This is a genomic window from Faecalibacterium longum, assembly GCF_040094125.1.
Lineage (GTDB): Bacteria > Bacillota > Clostridia > Oscillospirales > Ruminococcaceae > Faecalibacterium > Faecalibacterium longum.
The window spans coordinates 33,568-51,118 of record NZ_JBBNIH010000180.1; the positions used below are offsets into that span (position 1 = coordinate 33,568).

The following is a 17,551-nucleotide window of genomic DNA, read 5'->3' on the forward strand; positions in this document are numbered from 1 at the left end:
ATTTGAAAGGGTCGTGTGTCCGTGCAGGGCCACCCTCAATAAAATCAGCTTTGACTACGCGGTGGTCGAGCATGAGCCGGAGATCGAGGTCATGCGCTTTGCAGGCACCTGGAAAGACCTTGGTACCTGGAACACTCTGACAGAGGCAATGGACAGCCACGCGGTGGGCGAGGCACTGTTTAACGAGAAGTGCGAGAATGTCCATGTGGTCAACGAGCTGGATGTGCCCATCCTCTGCATGGGCCTGAAGGATGTGGTGGTCTCTGCCAGCCCGGAGGGCATTCTGGTCTCGGATAAGGAGCAGTCCAGCTACATCAAGCCCTTCGTCAACACGCTCGACCACCGGGTCATGTTCGCCGAGAAATCCTGGGGCAGCTTCAAGGTCATCGACATCGACAAGGCTTCCATGACCATCAAAGTGACCCTGAATGCAGGCCACCGGATGAACTACCATAGCCACCAGCACCGGGACGAGGTCTGGACGGTCATTGCAGGCGAGGGCAAGACCATTGTGGACGGCATGGAGCAGAATGTGAAGGCGGGCGATGTCATCACCATGTCCGCAGGCTGCCGCCATACGGTTATTGCCGAAACGGAGCTGAAACTGATCGAGGTCCAGCTTGGTAAGGAAATTGATGTCAACGACAAGCAGAAGTTCGAACTGGAATACTGAGGTGCTGTGGGAGGCATCTATGCAAAACAAGAACAAGCCTCTTTTGCTCCGACCCTCCGGCAAGGATTATCTCTGGGGTGGCAGCCGTTTGAATGACGAATTTGAAAAGAACATCGACATGGACCCGCTGGCAGAGACCTGGGAGTGTTCGACCCATCCGGACGGCCCAAGCTATGTGGTGAGCGGTGAGTTCGGGGGGCAGGAGCTGGCAGAGGTGCTGAGAGCGCATCCAGAATATCTGGGCGAACGGCACAAAGGCGAAAACACTCTGCCCATCCTTATCAAATTCATCGACGCCAAGAAAGATTTGTCCGTTCAGGTCCATCCTACAGACGAGTATGCGCAGGAAAATGAAAACGGACAGCTGGGCAAGACCGAGATGTGGTATGTGCTGGATGCCGGACGCGAGGCGAAGCTGGTCTACGGACTCAAGCAAAACTGCACAAAGGCCGAGATGCGCAGGGCGATCGCAGACGGCACGGTGATGAAATATCTGCAAAAAGTCCCCATCCACAAGGATGATCTGTTCTTCATTCAGGCCGGAACAGTCCATGCCATCGGTGCGGGTGCGCTGGTGGCAGAGATCCAGGAAAACTCCAACCTGAAAAAATCGAAGCAGAGATCTGCAAAAGTGCAGAAGAATATTTGAAATAATGTGAAAACTGAAAAATACATCGTCTTGTGCATGAACGAAAAGAGTGGATATACTGGATGATCCCGTGCTTCTGAAGTTCATGGCGGTAGGGTACCATTTTCCCGTCGGCTATGCTATAATAAACAGTACAAAACATTACGGGGAGGGGCCGACATGGAGCAACGACGCATTTGTCCATACTGTATGCAGGAGCTGGAAGCGGGGGAGGAGCAGTGTCCCCATTGCGGCCGAGAACTTGCAGGGCGCAACCCGTCGGGCAGTCTTCCGGCAGGCACTGTGCTGGCAGGCCGGTATACTGTGGGCGACATCCAGAGCGTGGACGGCGAGGGCATCCTCTACCGGGGCGTGGAGAACAACGGCCCTTTCCGGGTGACCATCAAGGAGTATATGCCCCTGACGCTGGCGGCAGAGCGGGGGAGGGACTGCATCCTCCGCCCGAAGCCGGGCAGCGAAGTGCTGTTCAAGACCACCCGGATGGATTTTGCCGACCTCTACCGCTTCATCCAGCGCATCACCCCGGCCAACGGCCTGGAGGCCGTGCTGGACGTCTTCGAAGAGAACAACACGGTCTACGCCGTCATGGAGAACCCCGGCGGCCGTCCGCTCCAGAAGTGGCTGGAGGAGCACGGCACCGTGACGCCCCAGCAGGCTTGTGCCATGCTGGAACCGGTGTTCAACGGGGTGGAGGCCATGCATCAGGTGGGCCTCGTACACCGGGGCATCTGCCCGGCCAACATCCGCATCATGGACAATGGCCGCGCCCGGCTCACCGGCTACGCGACAGTGGGGCTGCGCACGGCGGGCAGCGGCCTCCACGAGCAGCTGTACGAGGGCTATTCCGCCCCGGAGCAGTATTCCACCGCCGAGTTCGAGGGCCGCTACACCGACGAATACAGCCTCGCGGCGGTGTTCTACCGGATGGTCTGCGGGCTGAGCCCCGTCCCGGCGGCACAGCGCCTCGTCTCCGACTCCAACCCCAAGGCCCGCACGGTGACGCCGTCGGTGCCGGCTTACGTCTCCGAAACGCTGTATCTGGGACTCCGGCTCAAGCCGGTGGAGCGCATCCAGACGGTGCAGCAGCTTTTCCGCGCCCTCTCGGAGCGGGAGTATGCGGAGGAATTGTCCCGCAGCATGGAAGCGCTGGACCCGCCCGCCCCCGCGCCGCAGGAGCCGAAAGCGCCCGCGAAGGCTGAGCTGCTGAGCGTTCGAAATCTGCTGGCGGGCATCGTCATTCTGCTCAGCGTCCTCATCCTGCTGATCCTCTGGGGTCTGCTGAGCCGTCAGAGCGAGAAGCCGCCGGAAGTGATCGCTCCGGAGTCCGTCAGCGAGGCGGCGAGTGAGCCGGTGAACGAAAACGTCACCCTGACGCCGAATTTCGTGGGCCGCGACTATGACGCCGAGGTGCGCAACAACCACAGCTATATCGACGAGTATCTCTTCTACGTCACGCTGGAATACAGCGACACGGTGGAGAAGGGCCGCATCATCCGGCAGTCGCCGGAGGCGGGCGAGGTCATCCAGAAGGGGGACACCGTCAGCCTCGTGGTCAGCCGAGGCCCCCAGATGATGGAGATGCCCGACATCATCGGCCAGACGCAGGACAGCGCCGTGCAGGAGCTGGCCACCAAGGGTCTGAATGCCACCTGCTTTACTGTGGTCAACGACGGCTCTGAGGCGGCGGGTTGCGTCGTGTCAGCCAGCGAGGACGCCGGGAGCATGGTGGAGGTGGGAACCACCATCGTGCTCTATATCGCAGGCGATGTCCCCGCCGATGCCCCGGCGGAACCGGAAGCGCCTTCGGATACCGGGACGCCCGCCGGCGGGGATGCCGCGCAGGGCGGCGTGGAATACGATACGGATTAAACAAAAAGAGGCCGTTGGCTTCAACCTCTCCGTCACGGCTTTCGCCGTGCCACCTCCCCTCGGTAGGGGAGCGGTCTGCGAAGCAGACTGAGAGGTTGTCCAACAGCCTCTTATTTTTATTTCAGAAGCTTCAGAAAAAGCTCTTCATGAACGCAATATCGCTGGCGGCGCGGGCCGGGACAGCCTCTTCCCGCAGGACGGGAAGGACGGGCTGGGGCAGGGTGCGCAGCATCTCGAAGCCGCCCTTGTAGTCCACACAGGAGTCCTCGAGGCTGGTGGAGTAGAGGGTGCCGTCGGGCTTGAAGTTCTGACCCTTGAAGTGGATGGCCACGATCTTGTCGCCGTACCAGCTGCCGACTTTGTCCCAGAGGCGGCGCTGTGCGTCCACCGAGGCGTTCTCGGGGCCGACGTAGTTCGCCAGATCGCAGATGACCCGCAGGTTGGGGCTGGCGATGGTGTCCAGCACCATCTTGACGGCCTCGGGGGTGTTCATGGCGTGGTAGTAGACGCACTCCACCGCGAAGAGCACACCCTGCTCCTCGCAGACGGGCAGGATCTCGCCCAGGCTGCGAAGCAGTGCTTCCTGCGCTTCCCTGCGGCTGACGGTGGGCTGCTTTGCCATGTTGGTGGTCTCGCTGCCCATGCAGCCGGCACGGAGAGCTTTTGCCACCGGCACCTGACTCAGGGCTTTCGCCACCTCGGCGCGGCGCTTGTCCTCGTCCGCATAGCTCAGCTCAACGTAGGTGCCGTCCACGGCGATGGACACGCCGCTCTTCTGGACGGCGGCATTGGTGGCGGCCACCAGCTCAGGGGTCACGTCTGCATAGCTTTTGACGCCCTCCACGGCCTTGGTGTAGGCCAGCTGGGTGCAGCGGAACCCTGCGTCCCCGATGGAGCTGAGCAGTTCTTCCACGCTGCGACGGCCAAAATCGTGGCCCCGTGCGCCGACGATGAATTCAGACATACCGCATCCTCCTTATGCTCAGCCGAACAGACGCTCGGCAAACATCCCGAACTCCTTGCCCCACCAGTACCAGTCGTGGGAGACGTCGCCGCCCCAGACTTCGAGGTGGCAGGGGAAGCCGACTTCGCTCAGGGTGTCGGCCAGAGCCTGGGTGTCGGCGAGGGCATCGCCCTCATAGCCGCCCTGACCCACGCAGAGCAGCAGACTGTTCTCCTCGGCCTTGGACAGAACATTCTTGTCGCAGATGCCGTTCTTGTGCAGAGCGGCGAGGGGGCTGCTGCGGAGGACGAGGTCGTCCTCTGCGCTGCCGAGGAAGCGGCCCATATCGTAGAGGCCGGAGAGGCCCATTGCACCCGCAAAGGTCCGGGGACGGCGCAGGCGGCACTGGACGGCCTGATAGGCACCGGTGTCCACGCCCACGCACCAGATGAGGGGCTTCTCTTTGCTCTCGGGGGTATTCAGCTCCGCGATGCGCGCGGCCAGCTCGCTGGTGAGGTAGACGAAATACTTCTCCTGCATCTCGGCCCGGCGGCGGGGAGACTCATTGCCGGCCAGCAGGCTCTCACCGTCGATGCTGTCGGCGCAGAAGAGCTGAATTTTGCCCTCGTGCAGCAGACGGGCCGCTGCGTCGGGCATCCCGTTGTTCTCCCAGTCGTAGAAGCGGCCGCCCCGGGCGGGCAGTGCCAGCACCGGCACACCGCCGTGGCCGTAGACCTTGAACTCCATTTCGCGGTCGAGCACCGCGCTCCACTCCTTATAATAAGTGCCTTCCATCATGAAAATGCTCCTCCTGTCAGATGAATTGATTGCGTGCCGCGTCGTAGGCATAGCCCACGGCGGAAAGTGCCTTGCACAGGGCGTCCTTGTCGGCGTCCATGTCGTCGCAGAGGGCGTCGAGGCTGGGGTAAAAATCGCGCAGTTTCAGGTTGACCACGCTCAAAAGCATGATCGGGTCGCTCGGCAGAGCCATCTTTTGTTTCCTCCCATGTTCCGAGATAAAATAAAAAGCCGGCCACTCGACAAAGTGACCGGCAATACGCATCAGCTTAGACAGCGCGGGTGACTTTGCCAGCGCGCAGGCAACGGGAGCATGCGTAGATATACTTGGGAGAACCCTCCACGACCGCCTTGACACGACGGACATTCGGCTTCCAGGTACGGTTGGAACGGCGATGAGAGTGGGAGACCTTGATACCGAAGGTAACACCCTTGCCGCAGCATTCACACTTAGCCATGGTACTTGCACCTCCTACAGTGAAGTATGGAATCAAAATAATCAGCTTGACTATTTTACCAGAACTGCCGCCAAAAAGCAAGCCCCTTTTCGATTTTTTTGCGGCTTTTTTTCGTCTACAGCCCAAACGCTTGTCTAAAGGCGAAAAAAATAGTACAATAAACGCGTATATCTTATAGAAAACAGGAGAACACCATGACCCCAAGAATGTTTTATACCCTCGCACGGGTGCTGGCCGCCCTGACCGTCATCCCTTTCCACGAGGCGGGCCACGCGCTGGCCGCATGGCTGCTGGGCGACCCCACAGCCAAGCAGCAGGGGAGACTGTCGCTGAACCCCTTCCGCCACTTCGATCTGCTGGGAACGCTCTGCATGGTGTTCGCGGGCGTGGGCTGGGCAAAGCCTGTCTCCACCGACCCCCGCAACTTCAAAAACCCGAAGCAGGGCATGGCCCTCACGGCGCTGGCCGGCCCGGTGGCGAACCTCATCCTGGCCTATCTTGCGATGGTGGTCTGGAAGCTGCTCTATTATTGGGCGCCCGTCAACGATGCGACGATTTTTCTGGCGCTCTTCCTGCAATACTTAGTGTATCTGGATGTGAGCCTCGCCGTGTTCAACCTCATCCCGGTGCCGCCGCTGGACGGCAGCCGCATCCTGCTGGCTGTGCTGCCCGAGCGTATCTACTTCGGCATGATGAAGTATGAGCGGGTCATCCTCATCGTCCTGCTGGCGGCGGTCTGGGGCGGCTTTCTGGACGGCCCCCTCAGCGTGATGAACAATGTGGTGTGGGACCTGCTGGACAATGGCACTCAGTACATCGACACCATCGCCTACTCGGCCTACTATGCGTCTGTAGGGGCGGTGATCTGATGGCGGAGGAGCTTACCTTCCATCTGGAAGAGTTCGAAGGCCCGCTGGAACTGCTGCTGGCGCTGGTGTCAAAGCACAAGATGGACCTGCACAACATCCCCATCCTCGAGCTGATCGACCAGTACACCCGCACCGTGGAGGCCGCGCAGGCCGTAGACCCCGACATTTCCAGCTCCTTCATCGAGATGGCAGCTCACCTCGTGGAGATGAAGAGCTATCTGCTGCTGCCCCGGAGCACCGAGGGCGAGCGGATGAAGCAGGAGCTCACCGGCCAGCTCATCGAGTACGACCAGTGCCGCCGGATGGCCTCTGCCCTCCGCGCCGCTGCGGAGGCGACGCCCACCTTCGTCCGACAGCCGATGCAGCTGGAACGGGACGAGACTTACGCCCTCAACCATCTGCCTCAGGTGCTGGCCGACTGCTGGGAGAGCCTGATGGGCCGTGCGCCTGTCCGGCGGATGCCGACCCAGGCCGTCTTTGAGCCGCTGGTGACAGCCCCGCAGGTGTCGGTGAGCAGCCGGGTGGTGTACATCCTGCGCCGCCTCATCGCGGGCGGTGCGGCCCGGATGAGCCAGCTTTTCGCCCGCAGCCAGAGCCGAAGCACCAACGTGGCTACCTTTCTGGCCCTGCTGGAACTGGTGCGCGGCGGACGTGTCACCCTCGGCCCCAAGGGGGAGCTGACCATGCAGCGCGGACGCCTGCCCCGTGAAAAGGCAAAGGAGGAAGAATGAACCAGAAACAGATAAAAGCCGCCGTAGAGGCGATGCTTTTTGCGGCGGGCGACCCGGTGAGCGCCGATAAGCTTGCCGCCGCCGTCCAGCTGCCCCAGACCACGGTGGAGACCGCGCTGGAAGACCTGCGCGTCCGTTACGCCCGGGAGGACTCCGGCCTCTGCCTGCTCCATCTGGACACCCGCTGGCAGCTGGCGACCAAGACTGAGTGGGCCGACTGCATCCGCCGTCTGCTGGACGCCCGGCGCTCGGTGCCTCTCGGCCCGGCGGCCATGGAGACGCTGACGGTCATCGCCTACAACCAGCCCGTCTCCCGCGCCTTCATCGAACAGGTGCGCGGCGTGGACTCCTCGTCCAGCGTCAGCGGCCTGCTGCAGAAGGGCCTCATCGAGGAGGCGGGCCGTCTCGACCTGCCCGGCCACCCGGTGAGCTTCCGCACCACGGATGTTTTCCTGCGGTGCTTCGGCCTTTCTTCGCTGGCGGACCTGCCGCCGGTGCGCGGAGATCAGGAAGGGGAGGCGGCGACATGATGGGAGTCCTGATGGCTCTGGGCTGGCTGCTGCTGACCCTGCTGAAGATCGCAGGCGTCCTGCTCCTTATCCTATTGGTGCTGCTGGCCCTCGTCCTGCTCTGCCCGCTGTGCGCGGACGTCTGCTGGGAGGGCGGCGTCCTGACCCTCCGGGCCGGTGCGCTTGGGCTCACCCTGCCGGTGTTCCAGTGGCCTGCGCCGGAAAAGCCCGCCGAATCTGAAGAACCGAAAGGCTTCTGGGGAAAGCTGAAAGCGAAGCTCCGCGCCCGCCGCGAAGAGCGCAAACGGAAGAAAGCCGCCGCAAAAGAGGCGAAGAGACCGAAAAAAGAAACAGCGCCGCGCAGGAAGGCGAAGCTGACGCTGAACATCCTCGTGACCATCCTGCGGGGTGCCGGGCGGCTGACGAAAGCCGTCTTCGGCTCGCTGCGCGTCACGAAGATTCGGGTCTGCCTCGGCGTTCGGGGCGAAGACCCCGCCGAAGCTGCCCGCGCCTACGGCAGGCTGAACGCATGGCTCTACTCGTCCCTCGGCGTCATCGACCGCTTCGTCTACCTCGATTTCGACGAGCTGCGCATCCTGCCGGACTTCGGCAGTGCCGAGCCGACGGTGGCCGACCGGGTGTCGTTCCACCTCAGCGCAAGGCTGCTTTTCATCGTTGCAGCTGCTCTGCGCGTTTTGTATGAGTTCTGGCGCGAAAAAGTGCTGGACGTCTTCCTATAAAGTGTGTTACAATAATATTGTATGGTGTATACTCCTATCCAGAGGGAGTTTTCCCGGAAAATAATAGTAGGAGGCCGATTTTATGGCTGAGCATCCGATTCAAGGTTTAATGAACGTCACGATGGACAAGATCCGCCAGATGGCAGATTCCAACACCATCATCGGCAAGCCCATCAAGACCGACGACGGCACCACCATCCTGCCGGTGTCCCGCATCTCGTTCGGCTTTGCTTCCGCAGGCACCGACTTCGACGGCAAGAACGCCGCCAACAAGGACCTGTTCGGCGGCGGCTCCGGCGCGGGCGTCAACATCCAGCCGGTGGCTTTTCTGGTGGTGAAGGACGGCTGCGTGCGCACCATCCAGCTGTCCGACGGCTCCAATACCATTGACCGCGCCCTGACCATGCTGCCCGAGCTGGTGGACAAGGTCAGCGCTCTGCTGAAGAAAGAGGAGAAGAAGGGCGCCGCTGCGCCTGCCGCTCCCGCAGCAGAGTAAACTTTAACCTACGCCGTAACTGTGGACTTCCGACCCGCAGTTTTGATACTGAGGCTGCTGTAATTAACCTCTCCGTCATTGCTTCGCAATGCCACCTCCCCTAACGAGGGGAGGCTTTGGCAGTCCTCGCAAAGTGAATGGTTTCGCCAGAGGCTCCCCTCGGTAGGGGAGCTGTCGAGCGTGAGCGAGACTGAGAGGTTGAGTTCATCAGCAGCCCTATTTGAGCGCCGGGAGGCGCACAAGGAGATTTTATCATGGCAGAAGAACGCATTCAGAAAATCATGAGCGAGCAGGGCCTCTGCTCCCGCCGCGCCGCCGAGCAGATCATCGCCGAGGGCCGCGTGAAGGTCAACGGCCACCCCGTGAAGGTGGGCGACAAGATGGACCCCAACCGCGACGTCCTCCATGTGGACGACGAGCGCATCTATATCCAGAAGAACCAGCAGATGTACTATCTGGCTCTGTACAAGCCCCGCGGCTATGTCACCACCGCCAGCGACGAGCTGGGCCGCAAGACGGTCATGGAGCTGGTGGCCGACATCCCGGCCCGCCTGTACCCCGTGGGCCGTCTCGACAAGGACAGCGAGGGCCTGCTGCTGATGACCAACGACGGCGCTTTCGCACAGGCTGTCACCCATCCGTCCGGCGGCATCTCCAAGCTCTACCGCGTCACCGTCCAGCCCCGGGCCGATGAGGCACAGATCCTGAAGCTCAGCTCCGGCGTCGTGCTGGACGACGGCACCAAGACCATGCCCTGCGCCATCAACGTCGTCACCGACGAGCCGGGCCGCACCGTCATGGAGATGACCCTGAAAGAGGGCAAGAACCGCGAGATCCGCCGGATGTGCGAGGCCGTGGGCCTCGAGGTCATCCGTCTGAAGCGGAACGCCGAGGGCGTCGTCAAGCTGGGAATGCTCCAGCCCGGCAAGTACCGCGAGCTGACCAAGGCAGAGGTGAACGGCCTGCGCGCCGCAGCCGCCAAGGGCCGCGCCCAGACCCGCTCGGCCGCTTTGCAGTCCAAGGCTGCTGCCCGCCGTCCCCGCGGCCCTGTGGGCGGGAACAAAGCCGCTGCGGGCAAAAAGCACAAGTGAGCACAATGTGTCCGAAATTTCCGCTCTTTTTGCCAAATTTGTAACATTCTCTGAAAAAAAGGAATGGAACAAGGCTTGAGAATCTTGGAAAAATCGGGTATAATATACCTAATTTTGAAACTCACACAGATAAGCAGGAGGTCTTACCATGGCTTCAAAGAGTACCAAAGGAGAAATCCTCGCCAAGTTTTTTGATGACGGGGAATACACCGCTCTGTTTGCGGACGGTGCGGTGAGCGCTGCCAGCGGCTATGCTGCCGGTCAGCAGGCTTACGCCGTCTTCCAGAACGGCGAGGCTGTTTCCGTCAAGGACGTTGAGAAGAACATCAAGGTCCTCGAGCTGGCTGCCCAGACGGGCTGCCCGGTCGTCACCTTCTACGACTCCGTCGGCGCAAAGCTGGCTGAGGGTCTGGACGTGCTGAATGCAGCTGCAAAGCTCAACGCCACCATCGCAAAGGTGTCCGGCGTCGTGCCTCAGGTAGCCGTCGTTCTGGGCGTCTGCGGCGGCACCAGCGCTCTGAGCGCTGCCAACGCAGATGTCTGCATCATGGCTGAGGGCGCAGAGCTGTTCTTCACCGCTCCCTTCACCGCTGCGGCTAAGGGCGACAAGGTCGCTGACGCCGGTTCTGCCGCTGCTGCCGCAAAGGCAGGCGTGGCTGCCATCGTGGCCGCTGACGCTGCCGAGGCTGCTGAGAAGGCTGCCCACATCGTGGGTCTGCTGCCTGCCAACAACCTGACCGGCCCGGCCATCTTCGAGTTCGAGCAGCCCACCGCTGTCCTGAGCGCCAACGCCGAGCCTGCAAAGGCCGCTGCTGCCCTCATCGATAAGGACAGCGCCGTGGAGATGTACGCCGGTTTCGGCAAGAACGTCTACACTGCCTTCGCTACCATCGGCGGCAACGCCGTGGGCGTCGTGGCCACCGGCAAGGAGCTGTGCCACAACTGCGTGGCTAAGGCTTCCCGCTTCGTCCGCCTGTGCGACGCATTCAGCGTCCCCGTGCTGACCATCGTGAACACCGAGGGCTTCGTCCCCAGCACTTCCGATGACATCGCCGGCGGCATCCGCGAGGCTGCCCGTCTGGCTGCTACCTATGCCGACGCTACCACCGCCAAGGTGGCTCTCATCGCCGGTAAGGCTGTCGGCCCCGTCTACACCGCACTGGCCGCTGCTGATCTGAAGATCGCTGTCAAGGGCTGCACCATCAGCGCTCTCGAGCCTTCCGCTGCCGTCTCCGTGCTGTACAAGGACGAGATCGACGCTTCCGACAACATCGTCGCCGCTACCAAGGCCAAGGCTGCTGCCTACGTCGCCGAGGTGTGCAGCGCTGACGCTGCTGTGGCCGCCGGTTCTGCCGACATGACCTGCGAGGCTGCCAACGCCCGCGCAAGCGTCGTGGCCGCGTTCGAGCTGCTGAGCACCAAGCGTGCTGCCCGTCTGCCCAAGAAGCACGGCAACATGGCTCTGTAAGAAAACGTACATCTAACGATATAGATTGATTCAGGAGGACTCTTCCATGAAGTACTACAATATTTCCGTCAATGGCGTTGCTTACAGCGTCTCTGTCGAGGAGACCGCTGCCGGCGCTGCACCCGTGGCTCCTGCTGCTGCACCCGCACCCAAGGCCGCTCCGGCTCCCGCTGCCGCTGCTGCTCCTGCCGCACCCGCTGCTCCTGCTTCCGCAGGCGCTGTTGAGGTCAAGGCTCCGATGCCCGGCAACATCCTGGACGTGAAGGTCGCCGCTGGCGCTTCCGTCAAGGCTGGCGACGTGCTGGTCATCCTCGAGGCCATGAAGATGGAGAACGAGATCGTTGCTCCTCAGGACGGCACCGTTGCTTCCATCAATGTCCATAAGGGCGACACCGTCAACTCCGGTGACACTCTGGTTTCCATGAACTAAGAGAGAGGTGACAACAATGGCTAAAAAGCCCATCAAGATCACGGAAGTCGTCCTGCGCGATGCCCACCAGTCCCTGCTGGCCACCCGTATGACGATGGACGAGATGCGTCCCATCCTGCCCGAGATGGACAAGATCCCTTACTTCTCCGTCGAGTGCTGGGGCGGTGCGACCTTCGACAGCTGCATCCGCTTCCTCGATGAGGACCCCTGGGAGCGTCTGCGCATCCTGCGCAAGGAGCTGCCCCACCAGAAGCTGCAGATGCTGTTCCGCGGCCAGAACATGCTGGGCTACCGCCCCTACGCTGACGACGCCGTCGAGTACTTCGTGAAGAAGTCCGTTGCAAACGGCATCGACGTCATCCGCATCTTCGACGCACTGAACGACGCCCGCAACCTGCAGACCGCCATCAAGTCTGCCAACAAGGAAGGCGCACACGTTCAGGGCTGCATCAGCTACACCCTGAGCCCTGTCCACAACAACGAGTACTACGTCAAGTACGCAAAGACTCTGGAAGAGATGGGTGCAAACTCCATCTGCATCAAGGACATGGCCGGTCTGCTGACTCCCTACACCTGCTACGAGCTGGTCAAGGAGCTGAAGAACACCCTGTCCATCCCTGTGGACATCCACAGCCACTACACTGCCGGTCTGGCTTCCATGTCCCTGCTGAAGGGCATCGAGGCCGGTGCTGACATCGTCGATACCGCCATGAGCCCCCTGAGCGGCGGCACCAGCCACATGGCTACCGAGAGCCTCGTGGCCGCCCTGCAGGGCACCGATTACGACACCGGCCTCGACCTCAAGCAGCTGAACGTCGTGCGTGCATACTTTGCAAAGCTGCGCGAGAAGTACATCGCCAACGGCCAGATCAGCCCCAAGTCTCTGGGCGTGGACGCCAACACCCTGCTGTATCAGGTGCCGGGCGGCATGTTCTCCAACATGCTCAAGCAGCTGAAGGATGCCGGCAAGGAAGACAAGCTGGACGAAGTGCTGGCTGAGATCCCCCGCGTTCGTGAGGACGCAGGCTATCCTCCGCTGGTCACCCCCACCAGCCAGATCGTCGGCACGCAGGCTGTCTTCAACGTCATCCTGGGCGAGCGCTACAAGATGGTCACCAAGGAGTTCAAGGGCCTCGTCCACGGCGACTACGGCAAGACTCCCGCTCCCATCAGCGCCGAGTTCACCAAGAAGATCCTGGGCGACGAGCAGCCCATCACCTGCCGCTTTGCTGACACCCTCGCTCCCGAGATGGACAAGCTGAAGGCTGAGGCTGCAAAGTGGGCGATTCAGGAAGAGGACGTCCTGACCTACGCTATGTTCCCGCAGGTCGCGCCCAAGTTCTTTGAGAAGCGCAACGCCAAGGCTCAGGGCGTGGATGCAGACCATGCAGATTTTGCAAACAAGTCTCACCCCGTCTGATAAAACAGCATAAGGCTTTTCAGGCCCCCCGCAGAGATGCGGGGGGCTTTTTGCGTGCTTGGACAAAAGCTGCTGCGAAGTACAACCTCTCAGTCTCGCTGCGCTCGACAGCTCCCCTAGTAGGGGAGCCTCTGGCGAAGAGGGAAAGCTTTGCGGAATGCCAAAGCCTCCCCTACAAGGGGAGGTGGCACGAAGTGCCGGAGAGGTTGTACGAAGGCAGGCCTGAGGAGTATTTCTGTGCTTTTTGACTTGCAAAAAAGCGGTCATCAGAGTAGAATAATAACATATGTATCGTAACATGGGCCTGTATACCCAAACGCGGATACATATACCGTAATTTGTCCGCATATCCACCCATCAACAGAGAGGAAACGTGGAGCATATGATCCTGAGCATGACCGGTTTTGGCCGGGGGACTGCTGTATTGAATGGCCGCGAGATCACGGTCGAGCTGCGCAGCGTCAACTCCCGGTATTTCGAGTATTCGTCCCGCATCCCCCGCAGCTGCAGCTACATGGACAGCCGCCTGAAAAAGCAGCTCAACGAGCGGGTCACCCGCGGCAAGGTCGAGCTGAGCATGACCATCCAGAACGTGGAGGCCGCCGACGCAGAAGTGACCGTCAACATGGAGCTGGCCCGCAGCTACCAGAAGGCCCTGCGGAACCTTTCGGAGAAGCTCTGCATCAAGAACGACGTCACCGTCTCGACGCTGACCCGCTTCCCGGACGTGCTGGCCACCCGCCACGCCGACGTGGACGAGGAACAGCTCTGGGCCGACGTCTCCGCCGTGACGGCTCAGGCGCTGGACAACTTCATCGCCATGCGCGCCGCCGAGGGTGCCAAGATGAAGGCCGACGTGGAGAGCCGCCTGTGCTTCCTCGAGGAGCGGGTGGGCAGGGTGGAGACCCTGAGCGCAGGCCGCGTCGAAGCCTACACCAACCGCCTCTACGAGAAGCTCAAGACCATCCTCGAGGACCGCAGCATCGACGACGCCCGCGTCCTGACGGAAGCCGCCATCTTCGGCGACAAGACCGCCGTGGACGAGGAGACCGTCCGTCTGCGCAGCCACATCGCCCAGTACCGCTCCATTCTGGAGCTGGACGAGCCGGTGGGCCGCAAGCTGGACTTCCTGACTCAGGAGCTGAACCGTGAGACCAACACCATCGGCTCCAAGTGTCAGGACCTGGACATCACCCGCACGGTGGTGGACATGAAGGCGGAGATCGAGAAGATCCGCGAACAGATCCAGAACCTTGAATAAAAACAGTACGGAGGAGTTCAGATGAAGCTCATCAACATCGGCTTTGGCAATCTGGTCAGCGCAGGGCGGGTGGTGGCCGTCGTCAGCCCCGACTCTGCGCCGGTCAAGCGTCTGGTGAAGGAGGCGCGGGAGCGGGGGATGCTCATTGATGCGTCCTATGGCCGCAGCACCCGGGCCGTGCTCATCATGGACTCTGACCATGTAGTCCTTTCGGCCCTGACGCCTGAGACAGTGGCAAGCCGCGCTGCGGGCCAGCCGGAAGGAAAACCGACAGAGGAGCAGTAAAAAATGGAAAACGAAAAGTACCTGTTTGTCGTCTCCGGTGCCGCCGGTACCGGCAAGGATAGTGTGGTCAAGGCCCTGCGCGAGGCCCACCCCGAGATCGAAAAGACCGTCTCCGCCACCACCCGCGCACCCCGCCCCGGCGAGCAGGAGGGCGTGGACTACTACTACCGCACCCGGGAGCAGTTCCAGCACCTCATCGACACCGACCAGGTGGTGGAGCACAACTTCTACAACGGCAACTACTACGGCACCCTCCGCGAAGAGGTGGATAAGCGCCTCGAGGCGGGCAAGCTGGTGGTGCTGGTCATCGACGTCCACGGCGCGGCCAATATCCGCCGGATGTTCCCGGGGGCTACCACCATCTTCCTGCTGCCGCCCTCCGTGGAGGAGCTGGAACGCCGCCTCCGGGGCCGCGGCACCGAGACGGAAGCCAGCATCCTCGAGCGCCTCGACACCGCAAAGAAGGAGCTGGCCGAGCAGGAGAAGTTCACCCTCACCCTCGTGAACGACGAGGTGGACGCCTGCGCTGAGAAGCTCTACGGCATCATCCGCCAGCGGGCCGGCCTCGACAGATAACAAGGAGCCGCGAATGCCAAAAACGGTAGGCGTTGCCGTGAGCAACGCGACCTTTCACTTCGACAAACTCTATACCTACGCCGTCATGCCCGACCAGCAGGAGGCCGTCCGCCTCGGCAGCATGGTGCTGGTGCCCTTCGGGCGGGGGAGCAAGGCCCGGATGGGCGTGGTGCTGGCCTGCGACGAAGAGCCGGAACACGCAAAGCTCAAGTACCTCTTCGACGTAGCTCCCGCCTCGGCCTGCCTGACGCCGGAGCTGCTGCGGCTGGTGCATTTCCTCAAGGAGCACACCTTCTGCACCTACTACGAGGCCGTCAAGGCGGTCATCCCCTATGGGGCGCAGTATAAGCCCGCCCTCGCGGCGGACGGCGTGACGCCGGTGCTCCAAAAGCAGCTCACCCGCCACACCGAGAACAGCTATAAGCTGGTGGGCAGCTTGCAGCAAAAGCCCAGGCCCACGGCCAAGCAGCTGGCGGCAGTGGCCCTGCTGAGCGGGGGAGAGCGCACCCAGAACGAGATGGAGGCCCACGGCATCACCAAAGCCGTGCTGGACAACCTCTGCGCCAAGGGCGTCGTCGAATGCAGCAAGGTGAACAAATCCATCGACCTGTATTCGTCTATCCCGCTGAAAAACGAGCCCATCACCCTGACGGCAGAGCAGCAGGCGGCCTATGACGCCCTGCTGCCCGGCCTCGAAGACACCGCCCCCCACTCGGCGCTGCTCTACGGCGTCACCGGCAGCGGCAAGACGCTGGTGTTCTTAAAGCTCATCGAGCAGTGTCTGGCGCTGGGCCGCCGCGCCCTCGTGCTGGTGCCGGAAATAAGCCTGACGCCTCAGATGATCCTCCGCCTCAAGAGCCAGTTCGGGCGGCGGGTGGCCGTCCAGCACTCGGCCCTCAATCACACCGAGCGTCTGCTCCAATGGCAGATGATACAGGACGGCGGCGCCGACATCGTGGTGGGAACGCGGAGCGCCGTCTTCGCCCCGCTGGAAAACATCGGCCTCGTCATCATCGACGAGGAGCAGGAACACACCTACCGCTCCGAGTCCGCGCCCCGGTACGCCGCCCACGAGGTGGCCCGGCAGCGGGCGGCAGAGAACGGCTCCCTGCTCCTTCTGGCCAGCGCCACCCCCAGCACCGAGAGCTTTTACGCCGCCCAGAATGGCCGCACCCAGCTCGTCCGGCTCACCCAGCGCTACGGCGGCAACCCGCTGCCCAGCGTCCAGATCGTCGATATGCGGGCAGAGCTGGCCTCGGGCAACCCGAGGGAGATCAGCCTTGCGATGGAGGACGCCATCCGGCGCAACCTCGACGCGGGCAAGCAGACCATCCTGCTGCTCAACCGCCGCGGCTACCAGACTATGGCCCAGTGCGACGACTGCCGCGAGGTGCTGAAATGCCCCAAGTGCAGCGTCCCCATGGTCTACCACAAGGCGGGCCATAAGCTGCTCTGCCACTACTGCGGCACCCAGCTCGACCCGCCCCCCAAGACCTGCCCCGCCTGCGGCGGCAAGCTGCTCTACCGGGGCTTCGGCACCCAGAAGGCCGAGGAAGAGCTGGCCCAGCTCTTCCCGGAGGCAAGAGTGCTGCGGATGGACCAGGACTCCACCGCCGCCAAAGACGCCCACGAAAAGCTGCTGGCGAAGTTCGCCCGGCATGAGTACGACATCATGGTGGGGACCCAGATGGTGGCCAAGGGCCTCGATTTCGAGGACGTGACCCTCGTGGGCGTTCTCGGCATCGACTCGCTGCTCTTTGCGCAGGGGTTCCGGGCCTACGAGACGGTGTTCAGCCTCATCACCCAGGTGGTGGGGCGCTCCGGCCGGGCGAAAGACCCGGGCTTCGCCATCATCCAGACCACCGACCCCGACAACCCCGTCCTCAACCTCGCCGCCGCGCAGGACTACGACGCCTTCTTTGAGCAGGAGATCGCCTACCGCAAACTGGGCCTCTATCCGCCCTTCTGCGGGCTCTGCGTCGTGGGCTTCTCTGGCCCGAAGGAGATCGAGGTGGCCCGGGCCGCCGCCCGGTTCTCGGCCCTCTTAGGCCGTCAGGCCGCGCAGCAGCCGGACTTGCCCCTCCGGGTGCTTGGCCCCACCCCCGGCAACATCGAAAAGATCAACGAGAACTACCGCTACAAGCTCACCATCAAGTGCCGCGCCGACAAACGCTTCCGCGACCTTGTCCGCCAGACCCTCGGCCTCTACGAGCAGGAAAAGCTGCCCAGCAAGGCCACCGTGGTGGTGGATATGCATTCTGACGGTGATATTTGATAAGATTATT

General features: G+C 62.0%; 20 protein-coding genes. 16 read left to right on the plus strand and 4 right to left on the minus strand.

The annotated features are described in order from the left end of the window. Positions 1-13 precede the first annotated feature (13 nt). The 3 genes from AAAU26_RS14340 to AAAU26_RS14350 all read left to right on the plus strand — a co-directional run bounded on the left by AAAU26_RS14340 (position 14) and on the right by AAAU26_RS14350 (position 3,191). Entirely contained in the window at positions 14-673 is a 660-nt protein-coding gene (locus tag AAAU26_RS14340; protein ID WP_227618551.1) for a cupin domain-containing protein, read from the plus strand. Positions 674-692: 19 nt separating this feature from the next. After that, positions 693-1,322, plus strand: a complete 630-nt coding sequence (locus tag AAAU26_RS14345) for a type I phosphomannose isomerase catalytic subunit (protein ID WP_227618550.1) — start codon at positions 693-695, stop codon at positions 1,320-1,322. Between the two features lie 159 nt (positions 1,323-1,481). Further along, positions 1,482-3,191, plus strand: coding sequence for a PASTA domain-containing protein (locus AAAU26_RS14350; protein ID WP_227618549.1), 1,710 nt, complete (start codon positions 1,482-1,484; stop codon positions 3,189-3,191). Between the two features lie 130 nt (positions 3,192-3,321). On the opposite strand, the gene AAAU26_RS14355 is transcribed toward AAAU26_RS14350, so the two are convergent. From AAAU26_RS14355 to rpmB, 4 genes are all read right to left on the minus strand, one after another. Next, positions 3,322-4,155 carry a sugar phosphate isomerase/epimerase family protein gene (locus AAAU26_RS14355; protein ID WP_227618548.1) on the minus strand — a complete coding sequence of 278 codons (834 nt, stop codon included), beginning with the start codon at positions 4,153-4,155 and terminating at the stop codon, positions 3,322-3,324. A gap of 18 nt (positions 4,156-4,173) precedes the next feature. After that, positions 4,174-4,932, minus strand: coding sequence for a hypothetical protein (locus AAAU26_RS14360; protein WP_227618547.1), 759 nt, complete (start codon positions 4,930-4,932; stop codon positions 4,174-4,176). 16 nt (positions 4,933-4,948) lie between these two features. Continuing rightward, on the minus strand, positions 4,949-5,125 hold the full coding sequence (locus tag AAAU26_RS14365; protein ID WP_158394555.1) for a DUF4250 domain-containing protein: 177 nt from the start codon (positions 5,123-5,125) through the stop codon (positions 4,949-4,951). Between the two features lie 76 nt (positions 5,126-5,201). Continuing rightward, positions 5,202-5,390 (minus strand): 50S ribosomal protein L28, encoded by a 189-nt coding sequence (gene rpmB, locus AAAU26_RS14370; RefSeq protein WP_005932647.1) that lies wholly within the window; start codon positions 5,388-5,390, stop codon positions 5,202-5,204. A 194-nt stretch (positions 5,391-5,584) separates the two neighbouring features. On the opposite strand from rpmB, the gene AAAU26_RS14375 reads away from it, so the two are divergent. From AAAU26_RS14375 to priA, 13 genes are all read left to right on the plus strand, one after another. Beyond that, on the plus strand, positions 5,585-6,259 hold the full coding sequence (locus tag AAAU26_RS14375; protein WP_227618546.1) for a site-2 protease family protein: 675 nt from the start codon (positions 5,585-5,587) through the stop codon (positions 6,257-6,259). Next, a complete protein-coding gene (locus tag AAAU26_RS14380; RefSeq protein WP_158403292.1) occupies positions 6,259-6,990 on the plus strand; it encodes a segregation and condensation protein A in 732 nt (243 codons plus the stop codon). Before AAAU26_RS14375 ends, AAAU26_RS14380 begins: the two co-directional genes overlap by 1 nt. After that, positions 6,987-7,520 carry an SMC-Scp complex subunit ScpB gene (gene scpB / locus AAAU26_RS14385; RefSeq protein ID WP_223385772.1) on the plus strand — a complete coding sequence of 178 codons (534 nt, stop codon included), beginning with the start codon at positions 6,987-6,989 and terminating at the stop codon, positions 7,518-7,520. Before AAAU26_RS14380 ends, scpB begins: the two co-directional genes overlap by 4 nt. Further along, on the plus strand, positions 7,517-8,239 hold the full coding sequence (locus AAAU26_RS14390; RefSeq protein WP_227618545.1) for a DUF2953 domain-containing protein: 723 nt from the start codon (positions 7,517-7,519) through the stop codon (positions 8,237-8,239). The genes scpB and AAAU26_RS14390 overlap by 4 nt, the downstream gene beginning before the upstream one ends. An 82-nt stretch (positions 8,240-8,321) precedes the next feature. Then, entirely contained in the window at positions 8,322-8,735 is a 414-nt protein-coding gene (gene ytfJ / locus AAAU26_RS14395; protein WP_227618544.1) for a GerW family sporulation protein, read from the plus strand. 254 nt (positions 8,736-8,989) lie between these two features. Further along, complete coding sequence (locus AAAU26_RS14400) at positions 8,990-9,826, plus strand: pseudouridine synthase (protein WP_158401788.1); 837 nt, start codon at positions 8,990-8,992, stop codon at positions 9,824-9,826. Positions 9,827-9,974: 148 nt separating this feature from the next. After that, positions 9,975-11,294, plus strand: a complete 1,320-nt coding sequence (locus AAAU26_RS14405; RefSeq protein ID WP_158401789.1) for a carboxyl transferase domain-containing protein — start codon at positions 9,975-9,977, stop codon at positions 11,292-11,294. A 46-nt stretch (positions 11,295-11,340) separates the two neighbouring features. Next, the gene (locus AAAU26_RS14410; protein ID WP_149793471.1) at positions 11,341-11,724 is read left to right on the plus strand and encodes a biotin/lipoyl-containing protein; all 384 of its coding nucleotides are present in this window, start codon (positions 11,341-11,343) and stop codon (positions 11,722-11,724) included. A 16-nt stretch (positions 11,725-11,740) separates the two neighbouring features. Next, on the plus strand, positions 11,741-13,144 hold the full coding sequence (locus tag AAAU26_RS14415; RefSeq protein ID WP_158394549.1) for an oxaloacetate decarboxylase subunit alpha: 1,404 nt from the start codon (positions 11,741-11,743) through the stop codon (positions 13,142-13,144). A 382-nt stretch (positions 13,145-13,526) separates the two neighbouring features. Then, positions 13,527-14,405 carry a YicC/YloC family endoribonuclease gene (locus AAAU26_RS14420; protein WP_158397204.1) on the plus strand — a complete coding sequence of 293 codons (879 nt, stop codon included), beginning with the start codon at positions 13,527-13,529 and terminating at the stop codon, positions 14,403-14,405. A 21-nt stretch (positions 14,406-14,426) separates the two neighbouring features. Further along, on the plus strand, positions 14,427-14,690 hold the full coding sequence (locus tag AAAU26_RS14425) for a DUF370 domain-containing protein (RefSeq protein WP_015563972.1): 264 nt from the start codon (positions 14,427-14,429) through the stop codon (positions 14,688-14,690). Between the two features lie 3 nt (positions 14,691-14,693). After that, a complete protein-coding gene (gene gmk, locus AAAU26_RS14430) occupies positions 14,694-15,266 on the plus strand; it encodes a guanylate kinase (RefSeq protein WP_207675960.1) in 573 nt (190 codons plus the stop codon). 13 nt (positions 15,267-15,279) lie between these two features. Continuing rightward, on the plus strand, positions 15,280-17,541 hold the full coding sequence (gene priA / locus AAAU26_RS14435; RefSeq protein ID WP_227618540.1) for a replication restart helicase PriA: 2,262 nt from the start codon (positions 15,280-15,282) through the stop codon (positions 17,539-17,541). Positions 17,542-17,551: the final 10 nt, after the last annotated feature.

Coding starts and splice junctions, on each gene's coding strand:
- AAAU26_RS14355 (WP_227618548.1), bottom strand. CDS start 4,155: ATGTCTGAATTCATCGTCGGCGCACGGGGCCACGATTTTGGCCGTCGC.
- AAAU26_RS14360 (WP_227618547.1), bottom strand. CDS start 4,932: ATGATGGAAGGCACTTATTATAAGGAGTGGAGCGCGGTGCTCGACCGC.
- AAAU26_RS14425 (WP_015563972.1), top strand. CDS start 14,427: ATGAAGCTCATCAACATCGGCTTTGGCAATCTGGTCAGCGCAGGGCGG.
- AAAU26_RS14410 (WP_149793471.1), top strand. CDS start 11,341: ATGAAGTACTACAATATTTCCGTCAATGGCGTTGCTTACAGCGTCTCT.
- AAAU26_RS14365 (WP_158394555.1), bottom strand. CDS start 5,125: ATGGCTCTGCCGAGCGACCCGATCATGCTTTTGAGCGTGGTCAACCTG.
- AAAU26_RS14380 (WP_158403292.1), top strand. CDS start 6,259: ATGGCGGAGGAGCTTACCTTCCATCTGGAAGAGTTCGAAGGCCCGCTG.
- AAAU26_RS14420 (WP_158397204.1), top strand. CDS start 13,527: ATGATCCTGAGCATGACCGGTTTTGGCCGGGGGACTGCTGTATTGAAT.
- AAAU26_RS14345 (WP_227618550.1), top strand. CDS start 693: ATGCAAAACAAGAACAAGCCTCTTTTGCTCCGACCCTCCGGCAAGGAT.
- AAAU26_RS14415 (WP_158394549.1), top strand. CDS start 11,741: ATGGCTAAAAAGCCCATCAAGATCACGGAAGTCGTCCTGCGCGATGCC.
- ytfJ (WP_227618544.1), top strand. CDS start 8,322: ATGGCTGAGCATCCGATTCAAGGTTTAATGAACGTCACGATGGACAAG.
- AAAU26_RS14375 (WP_227618546.1), top strand. CDS start 5,585: ATGACCCCAAGAATGTTTTATACCCTCGCACGGGTGCTGGCCGCCCTG.
- priA (WP_227618540.1), top strand. CDS start 15,280: ATGCCAAAAACGGTAGGCGTTGCCGTGAGCAACGCGACCTTTCACTTC.
- AAAU26_RS14405 (WP_158401789.1), top strand. CDS start 9,975: ATGGCTTCAAAGAGTACCAAAGGAGAAATCCTCGCCAAGTTTTTTGAT.
- AAAU26_RS14350 (WP_227618549.1), top strand. CDS start 1,482: ATGGAGCAACGACGCATTTGTCCATACTGTATGCAGGAGCTGGAAGCG.
- AAAU26_RS14390 (WP_227618545.1), top strand. CDS start 7,517: ATGATGGGAGTCCTGATGGCTCTGGGCTGGCTGCTGCTGACCCTGCTG.
- scpB (WP_223385772.1), top strand. CDS start 6,987: ATGAACCAGAAACAGATAAAAGCCGCCGTAGAGGCGATGCTTTTTGCG.
- AAAU26_RS14400 (WP_158401788.1), top strand. CDS start 8,990: ATGGCAGAAGAACGCATTCAGAAAATCATGAGCGAGCAGGGCCTCTGC.
- rpmB (WP_005932647.1), bottom strand. CDS start 5,390: ATGGCTAAGTGTGAATGCTGCGGCAAGGGTGTTACCTTCGGTATCAAG.
- gmk (WP_207675960.1), top strand. CDS start 14,694: ATGGAAAACGAAAAGTACCTGTTTGTCGTCTCCGGTGCCGCCGGTACC.